Genomic DNA, 16101 nt, shown 5'->3' on the forward strand with positions numbered 1-16101 from the left:
GCTTTATTCCCCCCATTTCAGCCACCCTTTACGTCTCAGCAGCGAAAGGATCCAGCGTTCCAAATGGCGGTTCACTTTTGTTGCCCATCCATCTGTTGAAGCAATGGGTGTTACTAAAAGGGTGTGCGCGCCGACCTGATTTCCACCCCAAATATCAGTCATCAGCTGATCGCCGACAACAACGGTCTCCTCACCAGTCACATCCATCATCTTCATTGCTCTTTTAAAAGCAAACGGCAACGGCTTCCGTGCGTGATAAATGAATGGAAGATCCGCAAGGTGTGAAAAGGCCTGGACGCGCCTTTCATTGTTATTTGATACGATCATCACTGTGATGCCTGCTTCCCTTAGTTCAGAAAACCAGCGCATAAGTTCCGGCTTCATATCCTTTTCATTCCATGCAATCAATGTATTATCCAAATCCGTAACAAGAGCCTTAATGCCCCTTCGCTTTAGCTTGTCCGGATCTATATTCAGAATGCTTTCTGCATGTTCTTCAGGCAAAAATTGTTTCAGCACGAAATACTTCACCTCATATCCTGATCTCATTTTCCCACATGTTCGTCATTTTACCAAGCCCTATTTCCTAAAATTAACGATTTGTATGCGTGAGGGTCGCTATATAGAAGCAAAATTTTTCGACACATGCTGACAAAGCATACTTGTGGATAGTTTTTATCCACAGTACCCGCTTGTAGTTTTCTACATTTTTTATCTTTTACCCACACAAAACCCACAAGTTATCCACCTTTCGTGTGGATAAAAAACGAATTGTCCCTTATCCAGGAACATGATAGAGTGTATTTATAAAATTTACTGGAATATGCACAATGGCCAGTACAAATGGAAGCGGTTGACAATTTCAAAAAATTTCTCCCTGAGTTCTGCGCGTTTTTCCACAGGTTGAATTGTCAATGATTCTACTCAAAACATTTTTTAAAGGAGATGAAAACCCGGTAACGGTTGAAAATGAACAATCTATCTGACGATTTGCTTATTGAGTCCTATACTAAGGCGAAAGAATTTCATTTAAGCGAAGACTTTATCAAATTAATTGAGGCTGAAATAAACAGACGAAGCCTGGAGAAGGAATTAAAACAAACGAGCTGATCATTTAGAACTTCCCGGTTTCAGAAACCCTTCGGTATTCGCTCATTTATCCAGCAGACAGGCACAGAACAGGGCAAACACCCATAGACTAAAAGACAGCGAAGAAAAATCAGATCTCCCGGGGAGTGAACGATTATGCTGTCAATTGTCGGTGGAATTGCCTATCTTTTCAAAAATGTATGGCTGCTGGTTTCCTATATCAAAAATAATGCGTTTCCTCAGCCGTTGTCAGAGAAAGAAGAAGCTGAATGTCTGAAACGGATGGCTGAAGGAGATGAGAAGGCACGCAACAAACTCATCGAGCACAATCTGCGTCTCGTTGCTCATATTGTCAAAAAATTCGACAATACAAAAGAAGATACTGATGACTTAATCTCGATAGGTTCGATCGGCTTAATCAAGGCGATTAACAGTTATTCGGCAGATAAGGGTACGAAACTTGCCACCTACGCGGCCAGATGTATTGAAAATCAGATTCTGATGCATTTACGTGGGCTTAAAAAAACCAGAAAAGATGTTTCATTGAACGATCCGATCGGCCAGGATAAAGAAGGAAACACCATTAGTCTGATCGACATTCTGAAATCAGGCAACAAAGACGTCGTCGATGAAATTTCACTCAACCTTGAAACAAAGAAAATATATGGTGCCCTGCACATTCTTGACGCTCGTGAACGTGAAGTGATTATCAACCGTTTCGGGCTTAACAATCAGGATGAACTGACACAGAGAGAAATCGCAAATAAACTGTCCATATCAAGAAGTTATGTATCACGCATCGAAAAACGTGCACTCATGAAACTGTTCCATGAAATTTATCGAAAACCGAATCATTAAAAATCGATAAATATACACATCCCCCCATTCAATGGTACACTAAAACCAGAGAAGTTCAGAATAAGAACCAGAATCGAGGGATTATGATGAACAAATCAGACAAGAATAAAGGATTAAATCTCATGGGCGAGCCTGAAGAAATAAAAGCCATTCACATGATCGTGAAAGGCAGAGTGCAGGCAGTCGGTTTTCGCTACTTCACCTGGCAGACTGCAAACGTCTATCGTGTTTTCGGCTGGGTCCGCAACCGAAGCGATGGCAGCGTTGAAATCGTTGCAGAAGGTGAAAAATCCGACATTCAGCAATTTATGAAAACCATTAAAAAAGGAAGCCCCTTTTCACGAATCAGCGACGTTGACATTTATGAATATACAGAGCCGAAAAACTTTCATCAATTTGAGATCCGAAACTAAATAGATAACCGGCGAGCAGCAGCAGAAAAAGACCTTTACATCTTATCTGCTGCTGTTTTTTCCAGCAATCATTCTCTCTTCCCGCATGTTACATCTGGTCAGCGATAGAAAGCGATCTGATAAAAATTCGTGCATTGATAATCCAAAACCGTTTCATGCGCTTTTTCGAAGCGGTCTCGATGTAAAAACTGTGTCACGTCCTCCTCAGAGAATAATCCCCAATTAAAAATCATGCCTGAATGAATACGGAATCGATCCATTGAAATCAGCCTCCTGTTTTGTCATACATTCATTTTATTGCCCGATCCACCGCGTTTCGACGTCCTTTCGAATGGTTTTATTCTCCCGCTGAAGACTGATTTTCTCTACGACTTAAAAGTATTAGAAAAGCCGTGCCACCGATCCTGCATCCTCCGGCTTCACATTTCAGCATGAACACTTGTTTTCACACCAAAACTAAAAAGAACGATAACTCAAAAAGCCCCCGAACAACCGTAACGGGTTGTCCAGAAGCTTTAAATGCACCAGCATATTATATTTTTTCATTGAGTTTGGCCGATCTTCGATAAAAAACAAACGATAATATTAAAAACAGGAAACTGGAACAAGCGAGCAACCCAGCCTTCCATTCAACATCACCATAACCCGGAATCAGCATGCCCATATAGAGAAAAGTGCTGAGTGACAGGCACATCATGCCAAATCTTCGGCAGTCCGTAATTTTCTCCATGATCATCTTCTGCTCTTCTTCCATGTTCATCCCCTCCGTCAGTTATCACTAGATTACTATACCATGAGAGAGGGGAAAACGGTTCAGGAAATTTTTCACAATAAGGAGACCGTCTTTACGACTTGGCAATATTCTGCTTGTGCGTTTCCTAAACAGAATACCGTTATTCAAGTGCGTTTTTTAAATCCTCAATCAAATCTTCTGCGTCCTCAATACCAACGGAAAGACGGATCAGGCCGTCGGTGATACCCAGTTCTTCGCGTCGAACTTTTGGAATCGATGCATGTGTCATTTTTGCCGGAACCGAGATCAGACTCTCCACCGCACCAAGGCTCTCAGCCAGCGTGAAATATCGGACACGGGATAAAATTCGATTTGCTGCTGCTTCATCCCCCGCATCAAATGAAATCATACCGCCAAAGCCAGATGCCTGTCGCGCAGCAAGCGCATGGCCTGGATGCGACTCCAGACCCGGATAATAAACGCGCTTTACTTTGGGATGTTCAGTAAGAAATTTTGCAATCTGACGTGCATTTTTTTCAATCTGCTCCATGCGAAGTCCAAGGGTCTTGATACCTCTGAGCAGTAGCCACGCGTCTTGAGGACCGGAAACCGCACCGACCGAGTTTTGGATAAAATAGAGACGTTCAGCCAGTTCATCCGTTGCAACAGCTACAAGCCCCGCGACCACGTCACTGTGTCCGCCAATATATTTTGTTGCGCTGTGCAGCACAATATCTGCGCCTAAATCAAGCGGATGCTGCCAATACGGTGTGGCGAAGGTATTGTCAACAATGAGTATAAGCCCATGATCGTGTGCAATCGTTGCGGATTTCTGAATATCCGTCACCTTAAGCAGCGGATTTGTTGGTGTCTCAAGATAGATGGCTTTGGTTTTTTCGGTGATCGCCCTTTCAATGTTTTCAGGTTTGCTCGTATCGATAAAGGTCGCTGAAATACCCAGCCGTTTAAAAACTTTGTCAATAACCCGGAATGTCCCTCCGTATACATCATCAGTAATCACCAGATGATCTCCGCTGTTTAAAAGCATCAGCACCGATGAGATCGCTGCCATGCCAGATCCGAAAGCAAAACCCGCTTTACCATGTTCAAGATCCCTGATCAAAACTTCCAGCGCTCGGCGTGTCGGATTAGCGGACCGTGAATAATCGTAGCCTTTTGTTTTTCCTACTGATTCCTGCTTATAGGTACTGGTTTGATAAATCGGTACACTGACGCTACCTGTAAATTCATCACCAGTGATGCCCGCGTGTACGACCTGCGTTTTTGCTTTCATGTCTCATCCCCCCGTTTTCTAAAAAAATAATGCTGTGAAATTTTAATGCTGCTTTTTAACGCACAACCACTCAAGAATTGCTGCATGATTTAACTATAAATATGTTCATTGAGATAACGTTCGCTGGAATCCGGAAAAATAACGACAATATTCGTCCCTTTCCTCGATCTCTCTGCCTCAAGCAGCGCTGCATGCAATGCAGAACCCGAGGAACTTCCAATGAGCAGGCCCTCTTTTCTTGCTGCCTCTTTTAGTCTGCGAAAAGCATCTTCATCGCTAACTGTATAAATACCATCAAAATACTCGGTTTTAACGAAAGAAGGAATAAATTCCATGCCAATCCCCTCAGTTCGGTGCTCAGCAGGTGTACCTCCGTTAAGGATAGAGCCAACCGGTTCGACAACAATTGTTTTTACATCTGGATTTTTCGCTTTCAGATATTCAGCGGTTCCGGTAAATGTGCCGCCCGTTCCGGCACCAGCAACAAGAACATCCACTTTTCCATTCAGATCTTCCCAGATTTCCGGTCCAAGTGTTTCCGTGTATGCTGCCGGATTATCAGGATTGGCAAATTGATTCGGGCAATAACCGCCTTCAATCGACTGCGCCAATTCACGGGACTTGGCAATCGCTCCAGTCATGCCCAGCTCTGTCGGTGTTGTGACAATTTCAGCACCGAGCGCCTTCATAATGATTTGCTTTTCGATGCTAAATTTCTCAGGCACACAGAAGATCACCTTAATGCCCTTGCCAATCGCAGCAAGAGCTAAACCAATACCAGTATTCCCCGCTGTCGGTTCAATTAAGGTTCCACCCGGTTTCAGCGTGCCTGACTGCAATGCTTCGCGGACAAGTTTCTCTCCCAATCTGTCCTTCACGCTACCGCCCGGATTAAAGAATTCACACTTTGCATAGAGATGGACTCCTTCAGGCAATGGAAATGCCTCTAATTGAACGAGCGGCGTTTTTCCGACAAGTTCATGCACGTTCTTGTAAACGGCCATAACCTTCTCTCCCTCTTGATGGGCACAAGGTCAGACATAAATCTCTTTCCATTCGGACTTGTGCGCCAGCATTTTTTCTGCAATTTTTTTTGCTCCAGCAAGATCGTGGCTTGCCGCCCAGCCGCACTGATAACAGTTTGCAGCTGGAACTTCTGTTGCATTTAATATATCGTTCAACGTCTGCTCAAGTGCCTTAAGAATCGCATCGTAGCTGCTGTTATCGATAATCGACACATAAAAACCGGTCTGGCAGCCCATCGGGCCGACATCAAATATATTATCAATATGATTGCGAATGTTTTCCGCCATTAAGTGTTCCATGGAATGAAGTGCTGGCATCTCCATATGCTCCTGGTTCGGCTGGCAGAAACGAACATCATATTTATAAATTTCATCACCATGCGGCGCCCTAGTCACACCAACAAGGCGGACATAGGGGGCTTTAACTTTCGTATGGTCCAGGTTAAAACTTTCCACATTCATTTTTTTACGCTCCATGATTGGACAGCTCCTTTATGATAGAAAGTGTAAATTCTGCTGAATGACGGGCAGCCTTTTTTAAAAACTGATCGAAAGAAACCGATGAATTTTTGCCTGCAATATCGGACAAAGACCGGATAATGAGAAACGGAACATGAAACTGCTGACACACCTGTGCAATAGCCGCCGCCTCCATCTCCACCGCTTTTAATTTTGGAAAAGTGTGCATCACCGATTTGATGCGCTGTGGGTCAGCCATGAATGTATCGCCAGAACCAATTTGCCCCTCGACAATCTGATGATCGTCCAGTACTGACTTTCCTGCAGCAAATGCCACCTGAACAAGCGCCTGGCCCGGCAGGAACTCTGCTGGCATGCCCGGAATTTGTCCGGGTACATAGCCAAATGCAGTCGCGTCCGCATCGTGATGGACCACAGATGACGAAATGACTACATCGCCAATCGACAGCGCAGAATCTGTTCCGCCTGCTGAACCGGTGTTTATCACGGCCTTAGGATGGTAATGATCAATCAGCAACGTTGTACCGACTGCCGCGCTCACTTTACCGATTCCGGACTGAAGAAGGACAACATCTGTACCTTGCAGCTGCCCTTTAAAAAAATGGCACCCGGCAATTTCGTATGATTCAGCTTTATCCAGTTGTTCTCTGAGCAGGGACACTTCCTCTTCCATTGCCCCGATTATTCCTAGTGTCACAGTCTCGATCCTCCGAAATCATGAATTTTTTTCAGCAACGATTAACCACGCAAATTCGTTCAGCTGCTTAAAATAGGGAATAAAATGATGCTTGCGAAACATCCTGTACAGCGTTCCGCGCAGCGGATAATACTCTGTCTGCAAATCCTTCAGCAGATGAAAATAACGGTGTTCACGTGCCCAGCGATGTATCCTTTTTTTCTCAATCTCGCTTCCGAACAAAGTATCTGCAAACACTATTCTACCATTATTTGAGAGCAGGCGACTATAGATTTCAATCGCCTGTTCTTTTTCCGCATCCGTTAAGTGATGAAAGGCAAAGGAACTGACAATTGTATCCACTTGATGATCCGGTTTCGGAAAATCAAGAAAATCGCCGTCGAGCAATCTTAGCCCTGGAAGTTTTGCCAGCGCCTTTCTGCGCATTTTTTCTGACGGCTCAATTCCGGTTATCTGCCAATGATTCTTGATCAATTTTTTTGTTAAGTTGCCTGTGCCAACGCCAAATTCAAGAACAGCTCCACGTGCATTTTCTGCTACTTCATCAAGTATTATCTCGTAGTCCTTGAAAACTTCCCTGTATTCCGGATCGCTTCCGGAAACCGACTGATCGTATTTGTCTGCCCATTGCTCAAATGTATGAATAAATTCGCGTCCCATGCGAATACCTCCAATAATGCCATAATACTGTTTATTCGTATAATATTAGTATGGATTAAAGCATTCAATGTTACTAAATTAGCACAGGTTGTAAAAGTCTTCAACTGATACACATCAGCTCTGAATGACAGAGAATTTTCAAAACGTTAGAAAGACTAGGTTGAGCTTAGTCCTTTTCCGTAGAACTTGTCTTTACGGACACTCCAGTTGCTCACTTGCCGCGGGCATCCGGAAGCCTTCTCAGGCAGGCAAATTCCTGCGGGGTCTTCCCAGGCTCGCTGATCAACAGGAACGCTCCGCAGGCATCTCACACCCCCACGTTGATTCTCGGCAAGGCACCGGTTTATTGGTTTTCATGCGGGTCAAAATCTTATACTTTCTTTACTTGTTTAGACTATGTTCCTTAAAATTTATATACTTTCTTACTGTACAAAAAAGCCGGACAAAAGCGCCCGGCGCAAAAGGTATACTTTCTTAATCACAGTCATTTTTTGAAAAAATAATTTTATGGTTTTTTCACATCATCTGCTTGCCAGTGACCGTTTTTGTAAACGAGATGCACAACATAAATCGCATTTTGATTATCCTTAGGTGCCACACGGGCGAGTGAACTGTTGGGCGTGCCGCCATTTCCTAACCAGCGAATAGTCATGCTTTCTTCTTCGATTCCGGTTGCTTCAGAAATTGCGGCGACTTGAGCATTCCAGTCCGCCGACCCCATCTCATAAGATGCCTGATGATTCTCATCCGATTGTGATGACGAACTTGAGTCAGCACTCGAAGCAGTGCTGCTGTCGTCATTTGAAACCTGACTTGAATCCGATATTGAAGACGAAGATGATGATTTATCCGATTTACTTTCCTGTGATTTGCTGTTGTTGGTTGTGCTGGACTGTGAATGCGTATTTGACGATGACGCCTGGTTCGTTTCCGATGATGTATGGAAAACGGAAATGAGAATGATGCAGCCGACCACTAAAATCAGCAGTGAGACCATGCCAATGATCCAGCCAAGCAAACGGTCTGTCCTGCTTCTGCGCTGCTCGTAGCGGGATGAGGAATACCCACTCCCTCTTTGACTTCTCATATGACATCCTCCTTTTTGATCGACTACAGCTCATGTAACAACCATGATTGTAAAAACAAACTCTTGATATGATGGTTTGAACAGCAGAACGATAGATTAATCGTTCTCGTTTTACCTGAAAAACGAGTTTTTTCCTTCTAAATGCAATACTAATAAGAAATGATTCGAACCCAGAGTAAGAATCGTGACTGTCTTTTTTAAATCTAATTCGAGTTTCCCTCTAAGATATGCACATGGCTCTGACGAATGCATGATAATCCAAGAATATAAGAGAAACCGGGAATAAAACCAAAATTATTATATTTACACGCCTTCAAGAGTATTAGAAAACTTGCCTTTGCCAAGCCCCTGGCAAAGGCAAAGCCGCTGCACTTATACGATAATCCGCTGAATTTTAAACTTTCTTATAGCATAAAAAAAGCAAATCCGCCGGTATGAATCACAACCGAACAGATTTGCGCCGTCACTGAGAAACGATTATTCCACTTTTAAAATCTTGACACGAATGTCGCCGCCCGGCGTATTGACCGTCACTTCTTCACCGACAGACAGACCAATCAATCCTTTTGCCATTGGTGAATCGTTTGATATTTTCCCTTTAAAAGGATCTGACTCTGCGCTGCCGACAATCTGATAAGTCTCTTCTTCACCATCCGGCAATTCACGGAAAGTCACTGATTTACCAATTTTCACAACATCAGTCGTTTCATCGTCCTCAATAATTACTGAATTACGAATCATGAGTTCCAGCTGTTGGATACGTGATTCAACAAAAGCCTGTTCATCTTTGGCCGCATCATATTCCGAGTTCTCAGACAGGTCACCAAAGCCACGGGCAATTTTAATGCGTTCAACGACTTCTTTTCTCTTTTCCGTCTTCAAATATTCCAGTTCATGTTCAAGCTTTGCTTTTCCTTCAGCGGTCATATAATGAAGTTTTTCAGCCATTTCTTCCACACTCCTGAATAAATTATGTCCATCTGTTCACTTCGCCAATACCTTACATCCGGTATAGACTGCAAACGTTTAATCACTTAATTTACCATGATTCGCTCGTGCTTTCCAGAACAGCACGTATTTTCGTTGTCATCAAATCAATTGCTACTGTGTTCTTCCCGCCTTCCGGGATAATGATATCCGCATAACGTTTCGTCGGTTCAACGAATTGCAGATGCATTGGACGAACGGCAGTCAGATACTGGTTAATGACTGATTCAACACTTCGCCCGCGTTCCTCCGTATCACGGAGCAGACGCCGAATAATGCGCAGATCCGCATCGGTATCCACAAAAACTTTTATATCCATCAGATCGCGCAGTCTCTCATCCTCAAGGATTAATATACCTTCAAGAATAATCACATCTTTCGGTTCGACGGGTACAATTTTAGCAGATCTTGTATGTACTGTATAGTCATATACAGGTTTTTTTATCGGGTGAAAGTGAAGCAGTTCTTTGATATGAGAAATCAGCAAATCGGTGTCGAAAGCAAGCGGATGATCATAATTGGTAAGTAATCTTTTTTCAAAAGGCTTATCATCCTGCGCTTTATAATAGGAGTCCTGCTGGATCACTGCGATTGATTTGTCTGGGAAACTTCGGTAGATTTCTTTAGTAACCGTCGTTTTCCCGGAACCTGAGCCACCGGCTACACCAATGACAATCGGCTTATTTCTTCTCAAGGCAGCATTCCTCCCCATCACTATTCTTCGTACTTACAGCCATCCCATCGCCGATCGTAAGAAAAATAGTGTCAAACTTTTTTTGCTTGAATAAGAAATGGTTATAATCGTCTATCTTTTTAACCAGCCTGTTCAGCTGCTTCTTTTTTACTGCATCAATGTTGCAGACGAGACCGTGAAAAAAAACATTATCGGTCACGATCATTCCGCCTTTGCCAACCATTGCTGCACACTTCATAAACAGATGTTCATACTGCGCTTTTGCCGCGTCAATTAAAATGAGATCATAAGGAGCGGCTTTTTCAATTTCAGGTAAGTGCATTGTGGCATCGCCTTCGACAATTTGAATGGCATTCTGCAGATGAAGCGCTTCAATATTCTGACGCGCCTCACAAATCATTTTCTCATCTCTTTCAACGGTTATGATTTGAGCATCTTGTCCCGCAGCAATCGCCATTCGTATAGAAGAATAGCCAATCGCTGTTCCCAGCTCAAGAATTTGACGCGCGCCGGTCCATTGAATCAGTTGCTGAAGAAAGGCCATTGCAGAAGGCTGCATAATCGGAATATAAAGATCAGATGCACGCTGTTCCATGCGCCGAAGCAGATCATTTTCTGATTGTGTAAAAGCGGCCGCGTAAGCCGACAGCGCTTTAAAATCAATCAAGTTTTTCTTCCTCCAATTCATTTATTACCGCAAACTCACGATCATTCCGACCACTCATGTCTATATTTTGCAACAATTTTTTTATGTTCTTCAAATGTTTTCGAATAATAAATTTTTCCGTTTGGTCTTGCGTAAAAAAACAAATCATCCGATTGAGTGGGTTGTAGCACGGATTGGATTGCATCTTTTGCCGGTGCACCGATCGGACCAACAGGAAGCCCCGTACGTGTGTAGGTATTATAGGGCGTGTCTTTTCGGATATCTTTAAGATCATAATCGCGATTTCGTTTTTGTCTGCTGTAAATGACCGTTGTGTCGGACTCCAGACGCTTTTTTTGATTAAGTCTGTTTAAAAAAACACCTGCAATCTTCTTGCGATTCTTCAAATCTGGTGCTTCCTGTTCGACAAGAGATGCCAGAGTCAGGATTTTATGAAGTGATCCGAGCTTGCTCCGCTTTATCTGCGGCTCATAAGTTTCATAAGTCTGTGCCGTTCGGTCAAGCATCTGATCCACGATCCGATCAAGCGTCAGTGGATGCTGTTTTGTGACCTTATAGGAATAACTGCCTGGCATAAGATAACCTTCAAGAGGATATTTAATCCCCTTTGCAAAAGCTTCATTTGTCAGAAATTTATATTTTACAGCATAGTGTGCCTTGATGTAATCATGATTGCCAAGTTTCTGAAGAATACTCTGCTTATCCGTCTGCGTCGCTTTTGCCATCTGGTCTGCAATTTCGCTGATCCACATGCCCTGACGGACTTCCACGAGCCGGACAAGCTCATGTTCGCCTTTTTTCAGACTGATCATCATTTTTCCGACCGACATTGATTGAGTAAACGAATAAGTTCCGGAATGATACTGATTCAGATGATTCCAGCGGGCATAAAATTCAAAAGCCCACGCTTTTCGGACCAGACCTTTTTCTTGCAGAAGATGACCGATATCCCTTACAGACGCACCTGGAGGGATGGTCACTGAAACTGGCCGGTCATCCTGCCTGTCAACAGGGGTTAAAAGACTTACATAATAGCGATTAAACCCCCAGGCAGCTCCGGCGGTCAGTATAAGAAAAACAACCACTATGGCGCTAAATAAACGCCAATGCTTTTTTATCATGCCAATGAGCCACTCCTTTCAAGAGTACCTCGTCAATTATACACTAAATAACACACGTTTTTTCCATAAATCGACATTGTTTTCGTAAGAATCTCTGCCGAAGTCATCTCGCGCTTAGGAAGAAGCATAGACTTGCTTTACTTGTTAGAAAACTTGGCTTCGCCAAGCTTCTGGCGAAGGCAAAGTCCTGGTTGCAGTTATACTATGTTCCTTAACATTTATATACTTTCTTATCGTATAAGAAAAATCGGGCACATGCGCCTGATCCACCGACCATGATTTATTGATTTATGCTTGCATCAACGCTACGGTTGCTCGCTTGCACGCGGGTCAACAGGAACGCTCCGCTGGCGCCAGCGCGCTTTCGTATCTGGCTTACACTTTATGCTTAGCTAAAATGCGTTCTTATCGTATGAAAAAAGCCCTGGCTGATGGGGGGCCCGGGCACTGAAAAACGGCAGCCAGCATTTTGTCTGCTTTACTCTTCAAATTCATCACTGAATGTGTTAATCATCTCTTCAACAACATCCCATTCTTCATCCGTTTCAATCGGGAACAGTTTGAAATCTTCGTCGCTTCCTTCATAACGAAAAGCGAAAACTTCCTGTTCATCATCGTCATCCTCACTCTCCTGCTCTGTGGGAACGACAACGACATATGACTTGTCCGTCTCCGGGACATCGAAATAGAACAGGACGTCAAATAAATTTTCATCCCCATTTTCTTCTGGAATAACAATGCGTTCTTTTTCCTCTGAATCCGGCAGGAAAATCGGGTAATGATTATGTTCTTGTTCACTCATCGCTTCATTGCTCCATTCTTTTTTTATCAAGATAGCTTTGCAGGATCAGCACCGCAGCTTCCTTGTCAATAACCTGTTTTCGCCTTTTCCGGCTCATGTCAGCAGCAATTAGAATCCGCTCTGCGGCTACTGTTGTCAACCGTTCATCCCAGAGCTCGACCGGAATCTTGAATTTGCGGCGTACACTTTTGGCAAATCCGCGTGAGGCAAAGGCTCGCGCACTTTCGGTCCCAATTAAGTCTTTTGGAAGCCCAACGACAATCCGATCAACTTCATACTTGATAATCAGTTCGCCAAGGCGGTTAAAAAGCAGATTTTTCTTATGTTCGACATAATTAACCGTCTCAATACCTTGAGCAGTCCAGCCAAGCGGATCGCTGATGGCAACACCGACGGTTGTTGTGCCGAAGTCCAGACCCATGATTCTCATTCTTTATCCCATTTCTCTTTTAGATATGCAGTAACCAGTTCCTCAATAATTTCATCGCGCTCCAGCCGGCGAATGAGTTTCCGTGCGTCTTTATGTCTTGGAATATAGGCAGGATCTCCCGAGATCAGGTAACCGACAATTTGATTAATTGGATTATAGCCTTTTTCATCAAGCGCATCATAGACTTGAAACAGAACTTCACGCGGATTATGGTCTCTTTGTTCACCAAAACTGAATTTCATCGTCTTATCCATGATACTCATCCCCCAAACTGGAATTCACATAAAACAGGCACAACCTCTTAGCCGACAACTGCCTTCTCAATTAAATCCGCTACCGCATCCAGCGCAGCCTGCACTTTTTCCGGCCGCTTTCCGCCTGCCTGTGCCATATCCGGACGTCCACCTCCGCCCCCGCCACAGATTGCTGCAATTTCTTTAATGATTTTGCCAGCATGGAATCCTTTTTGAATCAAGTCTTTAGTAACCCCGGCGACAAGATGAACTTTACCCTCTTCGACAGATGCAAGAACAACAATTACTGATTTAAGTTTATTTTTCAGATCATCAGCCATTGAGCGCAGCTGATTCATATCCACGGAATCTACTTTTGCAGCGACAAACGCAACATCTCCGCTTTTTTTTACCGATTGTTCAAGTTCCCCGGTTTTTGCACTGCCAAGTTTATCCATCAATACGGTATTTTCTTTCTCGAGATTCTTTATCTGCGTCTGTAAAGCGTCTACGCGTTCGGCAAGCTGGTCTGGTGATGCCTTCAGCGATGCAGCAATGGTCTTAACCTGCAGGCGGACTTCATTCAATTTTTCAAATGCTTTAGCCCCGGTTAACGCCTCGATACGCCGCGTTCCTGCACCGATACCGCTCTCACCGACAAGTATAAACAATCCGATTTCCGATGTATTGGATACATGACAGCCACCGCAGAGCTCAATACTATAGTCACCAGCACTGACAACACGGACAATTTTGCCGTATTTTTCACCGAACAAAGCGATTGCACCCATTTTCTTGGCTTCATCGATCGGCATTTCTTTAGTGGTTACCGGCAGCTGTTCCCAAATCTTTTCATTGACAATGCGCTCAATCCGCTGCAGTTCTTCATCCGTGACCTGACCGAAGTGTGAGAAGTCAAAGCGCAGTCGATCCGCGGATACATAGGAACCCGCCTGATTGACGTGACTGCCAAGCACGTCCTTAAGTGCCTGGTCCAAAAGGTGAGTTGCCGTATGGTTCTTTTGTATGGCGAGACGTGCTTTTCCATCAATTGCGGCATAAAAATGATCGCCAATCCGAACGCGGCCGCTTTTAACCATACAGGTATGCAGGTTCTGGCCGTTCGGTGCTTTTTGCACGTCGATGATTTCAAGCTCTGACGTATTGCCGGATAGCATTCCCCGATCCGCCACCTGGCCACCCATTTCTGCGTAGAATGGCGTGTGATCAAGTATCACCTGAACGGTGTCGCCTTTCTCTGCCTGATCAGCAACCGTATTATCTTTTACAAGCGCGATGACTTTGACGTTGTCCGCCTCGAATCGGTCATAGCCGATAAACTCGCTCGATTGCGTAATATTGCGCAGTGTATCACTCTGAACCTGCATCGACCTCTGATCTTTTCGTGCCGAACGTGCTCGATTTCTTTGGACGTCAAGCGCCTCATCAAAGCCGTTTTTATCGATTTCAAGGCCGGCCTGCCGTGCATATTCTTCTGTTAATTCCACTGGAAATCCATACGTGTCATAGAGCTTGAACACATTTTCTCCGGAAAGTTCCCTCTTGCCCTGTTTTTTCGTTTCTTCAAGCTGCTCTTTCAGAATCGTTACCCCTTCATGGATCGTTTCCTGAAACCGCTCTTCTTCACTGCGGACAACTTTCTGTACAAATGCTACTTTCTCCAAAACTTCGTGATAGTAATCCTTCATTATTTCGGCAACAACCGGCACCAGCTCGTACATAAACGGTTTGTCAAGTCCCAGATCCATTGCATAACGAACGGCGCGACGGATCAGCCGGCGCAGCACATAGCCACGTCCCTCGTTCGACGGGAGTGCACCATCAGCGATCGCAAAGGTGACCGTGCGCGCATGATCGGCAATAACTTTGAATGCCGTACTTTTTTTGCCGGACTGGTATTTTGCACCGGAGAGCTCCTCAATTTTATGGATAATCGGAAGGAACAGATCCGTATCAAAATTTGTTTCCGCATTCTGGATGACACTCACCATTCGTTCAAGCCCCATGCCCGTGTCAATGTTCTTTTTCGGCAGCGGAGTGTGCGTGCCGTCCGGGTTATGATTGAATTGAGAGAACACAAGATTCCAAACTTCAAGATAGCGCTCATTTTCTCCCCCGGGAAAGAGTTCCGGATCATTCGGGTCATTACCGAATGCTTCACCGCGATCATAGAAAATCTCCGTATTCGGGCCGCTGGGGCCTTCGCCAATGTCCCAGAAATTGTGCTCAAGTTTAACAATCCGATTTTCCGGAATGCCGATCTTATCATGCCACAATTTATAAGCTTCCTCATCATCTGGATAAATGGTTACTGACAATTTGTCCGGTTCGAAGCCGATCCATTTCGGGCTGGTCAGGAATTCCCATGCCCACGTAATGGCCTCTGCTTTGAAATAATCGCCTACCGAAAAGTTCCCAAGCATCTCAAAAAATGTATGATGTCTTGCCGTGTAACCGACATTTTCGATATCATTGGTTCGTATCGCTTTCTGTGCGTTGCAGATGCGTGGATTTTTAGGTACCACGCGTCCGTCAAAATACTTTTTCAGCGTTGCCACACCGCTGTTGATCCAAAGCAGCGACGGATCGTCAACCGGAATCAATGAGGCACTCGGTTCGACCGAATGTCCTTTTTCCTTGAAAAAATCTAAAAACATTTGCCTGACTTCCGATGAACTCAGTTGTCTCATCACAAGAACCTCCACACTTTATAAGCTTCAACTATCATTATGTAAATGTAAACCACAGGGGCGCTCAATGAAAAAAGCTCTCATCCCATCACCAGAAAGGACGAAAGCTTTCAAGCTTAC

Annotated in this window: 20 protein-coding genes; 3 read left to right on the top strand and 17 right to left on the bottom strand. The window is 44.2% G+C overall.

All coding sequences use genetic code 11. The features are described from left to right. Nucleotides 1-3 precede the first annotated feature (3 nt). Nucleotides 4-519, bottom strand: coding sequence for a YqeG family HAD IIIA-type phosphatase (locus M3N64_RS00565; protein WP_249095075.1), 516 nt, complete (start codon nucleotides 517-519; stop codon nucleotides 4-6). Between the two features lie 450 nt (nucleotides 520-969). Between M3N64_RS00565 and M3N64_RS00570 the strand changes: the two genes are divergently transcribed. From M3N64_RS00570 to M3N64_RS00580, 3 genes are all read left to right on the top strand, one after another. After that, nucleotides 970-1110 carry a sporulation histidine kinase inhibitor Sda gene (locus M3N64_RS00570; protein ID WP_249095091.1) on the top strand — a complete coding sequence of 47 codons (141 nt, stop codon included), beginning with the start codon at nucleotides 970-972 and terminating at the stop codon, nucleotides 1108-1110. A 135-nt stretch (nucleotides 1111-1245) separates the two neighbouring features. Then, entirely contained in the window at nucleotides 1246-1947 is a 702-nt protein-coding gene (gene sigK / locus M3N64_RS00575; RefSeq protein WP_249095095.1) for an RNA polymerase sporulation sigma factor SigK, read from the top strand. A gap of 155 nt (nucleotides 1948-2102) precedes the next feature. Then, the gene (locus M3N64_RS00580; RefSeq protein ID WP_438270984.1) at nucleotides 2103-2360 is read left to right on the top strand and encodes an acylphosphatase; all 258 of its coding nucleotides are present in this window, start codon (nucleotides 2103-2105) and stop codon (nucleotides 2358-2360) included. Between the two features lie 98 nt (nucleotides 2361-2458). Here the strand turns inward: M3N64_RS00580 and M3N64_RS00585 are convergent, their stop codons facing one another. The 16 genes from M3N64_RS00585 to alaS all read right to left on the bottom strand — a co-directional run bounded on the left by M3N64_RS00585 (nucleotide 2459) and on the right by alaS (nucleotide 15981). Continuing rightward, nucleotides 2459-2620 (bottom strand): hypothetical protein, encoded by a 162-nt coding sequence (locus tag M3N64_RS00585; protein WP_249095098.1) that lies wholly within the window; start codon nucleotides 2618-2620, stop codon nucleotides 2459-2461. Nucleotides 2621-2892: 272 nt separating this feature from the next. Beyond that, complete coding sequence (locus M3N64_RS00590; protein WP_249095100.1) at nucleotides 2893-3114, bottom strand: YrhC family protein; 222 nt, start codon at nucleotides 3112-3114, stop codon at nucleotides 2893-2895. Nucleotides 3115-3253: 139 nt separating this feature from the next. Beyond that, the gene (locus M3N64_RS00595) at nucleotides 3254-4387 is read right to left on the bottom strand and encodes a bifunctional cystathionine gamma-lyase/homocysteine desulfhydrase (RefSeq protein WP_249095103.1); all 1134 of its coding nucleotides are present in this window, start codon (nucleotides 4385-4387) and stop codon (nucleotides 3254-3256) included. Nucleotides 4388-4476: 89 nt separating this feature from the next. Next, nucleotides 4477-5391 carry a PLP-dependent cysteine synthase family protein gene (locus M3N64_RS00600; RefSeq protein WP_249095105.1) on the bottom strand — a complete coding sequence of 305 codons (915 nt, stop codon included), beginning with the start codon at nucleotides 5389-5391 and terminating at the stop codon, nucleotides 4477-4479. 30 nt (nucleotides 5392-5421) lie between these two features. Then, a complete protein-coding gene (locus tag M3N64_RS00605; RefSeq protein WP_249095107.1) occupies nucleotides 5422-5889 on the bottom strand; it encodes an S-ribosylhomocysteine lyase in 468 nt (155 codons plus the stop codon). Next, nucleotides 5879-6589, bottom strand: coding sequence for a 5'-methylthioadenosine/S-adenosylhomocysteine nucleosidase (gene mtnN, locus M3N64_RS00610; RefSeq protein ID WP_249095124.1), 711 nt, complete (start codon nucleotides 6587-6589; stop codon nucleotides 5879-5881). The genes M3N64_RS00605 and mtnN overlap by 11 nt, the downstream gene beginning before the upstream one ends. A gap of 18 nt (nucleotides 6590-6607) precedes the next feature. After that, nucleotides 6608-7249 carry a class I SAM-dependent DNA methyltransferase gene (locus M3N64_RS00615; RefSeq protein WP_249095126.1) on the bottom strand — a complete coding sequence of 214 codons (642 nt, stop codon included), beginning with the start codon at nucleotides 7247-7249 and terminating at the stop codon, nucleotides 6608-6610. Nucleotides 7250-7754: 505 nt separating this feature from the next. After that, nucleotides 7755-8336: a YrrS family protein gene (locus tag M3N64_RS00620; protein ID WP_249095129.1), complete on the bottom strand. Its 582-nt coding sequence runs from the start codon at nucleotides 8334-8336 to the stop codon at nucleotides 7755-7757. A 477-nt stretch (nucleotides 8337-8813) separates the two neighbouring features. Continuing rightward, entirely contained in the window at nucleotides 8814-9284 is a 471-nt protein-coding gene (greA, locus tag M3N64_RS00625) for a transcription elongation factor GreA (protein WP_249095132.1), read from the bottom strand. 91 nt (nucleotides 9285-9375) lie between these two features. After that, nucleotides 9376-10017, bottom strand: a complete 642-nt coding sequence (gene udk / locus M3N64_RS00630) for a uridine kinase (protein ID WP_249095135.1) — start codon at nucleotides 10015-10017, stop codon at nucleotides 9376-9378. Further along, the gene (locus tag M3N64_RS00635) at nucleotides 10004-10684 is read right to left on the bottom strand and encodes an O-methyltransferase (RefSeq protein WP_249095138.1); all 681 of its coding nucleotides are present in this window, start codon (nucleotides 10682-10684) and stop codon (nucleotides 10004-10006) included. The genes udk and M3N64_RS00635 overlap by 14 nt, the downstream gene beginning before the upstream one ends. A gap of 41 nt (nucleotides 10685-10725) precedes the next feature. Beyond that, entirely contained in the window at nucleotides 10726-11805 is a 1080-nt protein-coding gene (gene mltG, locus M3N64_RS00640; RefSeq protein WP_249095170.1) for an endolytic transglycosylase MltG, read from the bottom strand. 478 nt (nucleotides 11806-12283) lie between these two features. Then, nucleotides 12284-12607, bottom strand: a complete 324-nt coding sequence (locus M3N64_RS00645) for a DUF1292 domain-containing protein (RefSeq protein WP_249095175.1) — start codon at nucleotides 12605-12607, stop codon at nucleotides 12284-12286. Between the two features lie 4 nt (nucleotides 12608-12611). Beyond that, nucleotides 12612-13037 carry a Holliday junction resolvase RuvX gene (gene ruvX, locus M3N64_RS00650; protein ID WP_249095191.1) on the bottom strand — a complete coding sequence of 142 codons (426 nt, stop codon included), beginning with the start codon at nucleotides 13035-13037 and terminating at the stop codon, nucleotides 12612-12614. Continuing rightward, entirely contained in the window at nucleotides 13034-13300 is a 267-nt protein-coding gene (locus M3N64_RS00655; protein ID WP_249095210.1) for an IreB family regulatory phosphoprotein, read from the bottom strand. The genes ruvX and M3N64_RS00655 overlap by 4 nt, the downstream gene beginning before the upstream one ends. Before the next feature lie 38 nt (nucleotides 13301-13338). Continuing rightward, the gene (gene alaS, locus M3N64_RS00660; protein WP_249095214.1) at nucleotides 13339-15981 is read right to left on the bottom strand and encodes an alanine--tRNA ligase; all 2643 of its coding nucleotides are present in this window, start codon (nucleotides 15979-15981) and stop codon (nucleotides 13339-13341) included. Between the last annotated feature and the right edge of the window lie 120 nt (nucleotides 15982-16101).

Origin of the sequence: Sporolactobacillus mangiferae (genome assembly GCF_023336505.1) — a bacterium.
Classification (GTDB): Bacteria; Bacillota; Bacilli; order Bacillales; family Sporolactobacillaceae; genus Sporolactobacillus; species Sporolactobacillus mangiferae.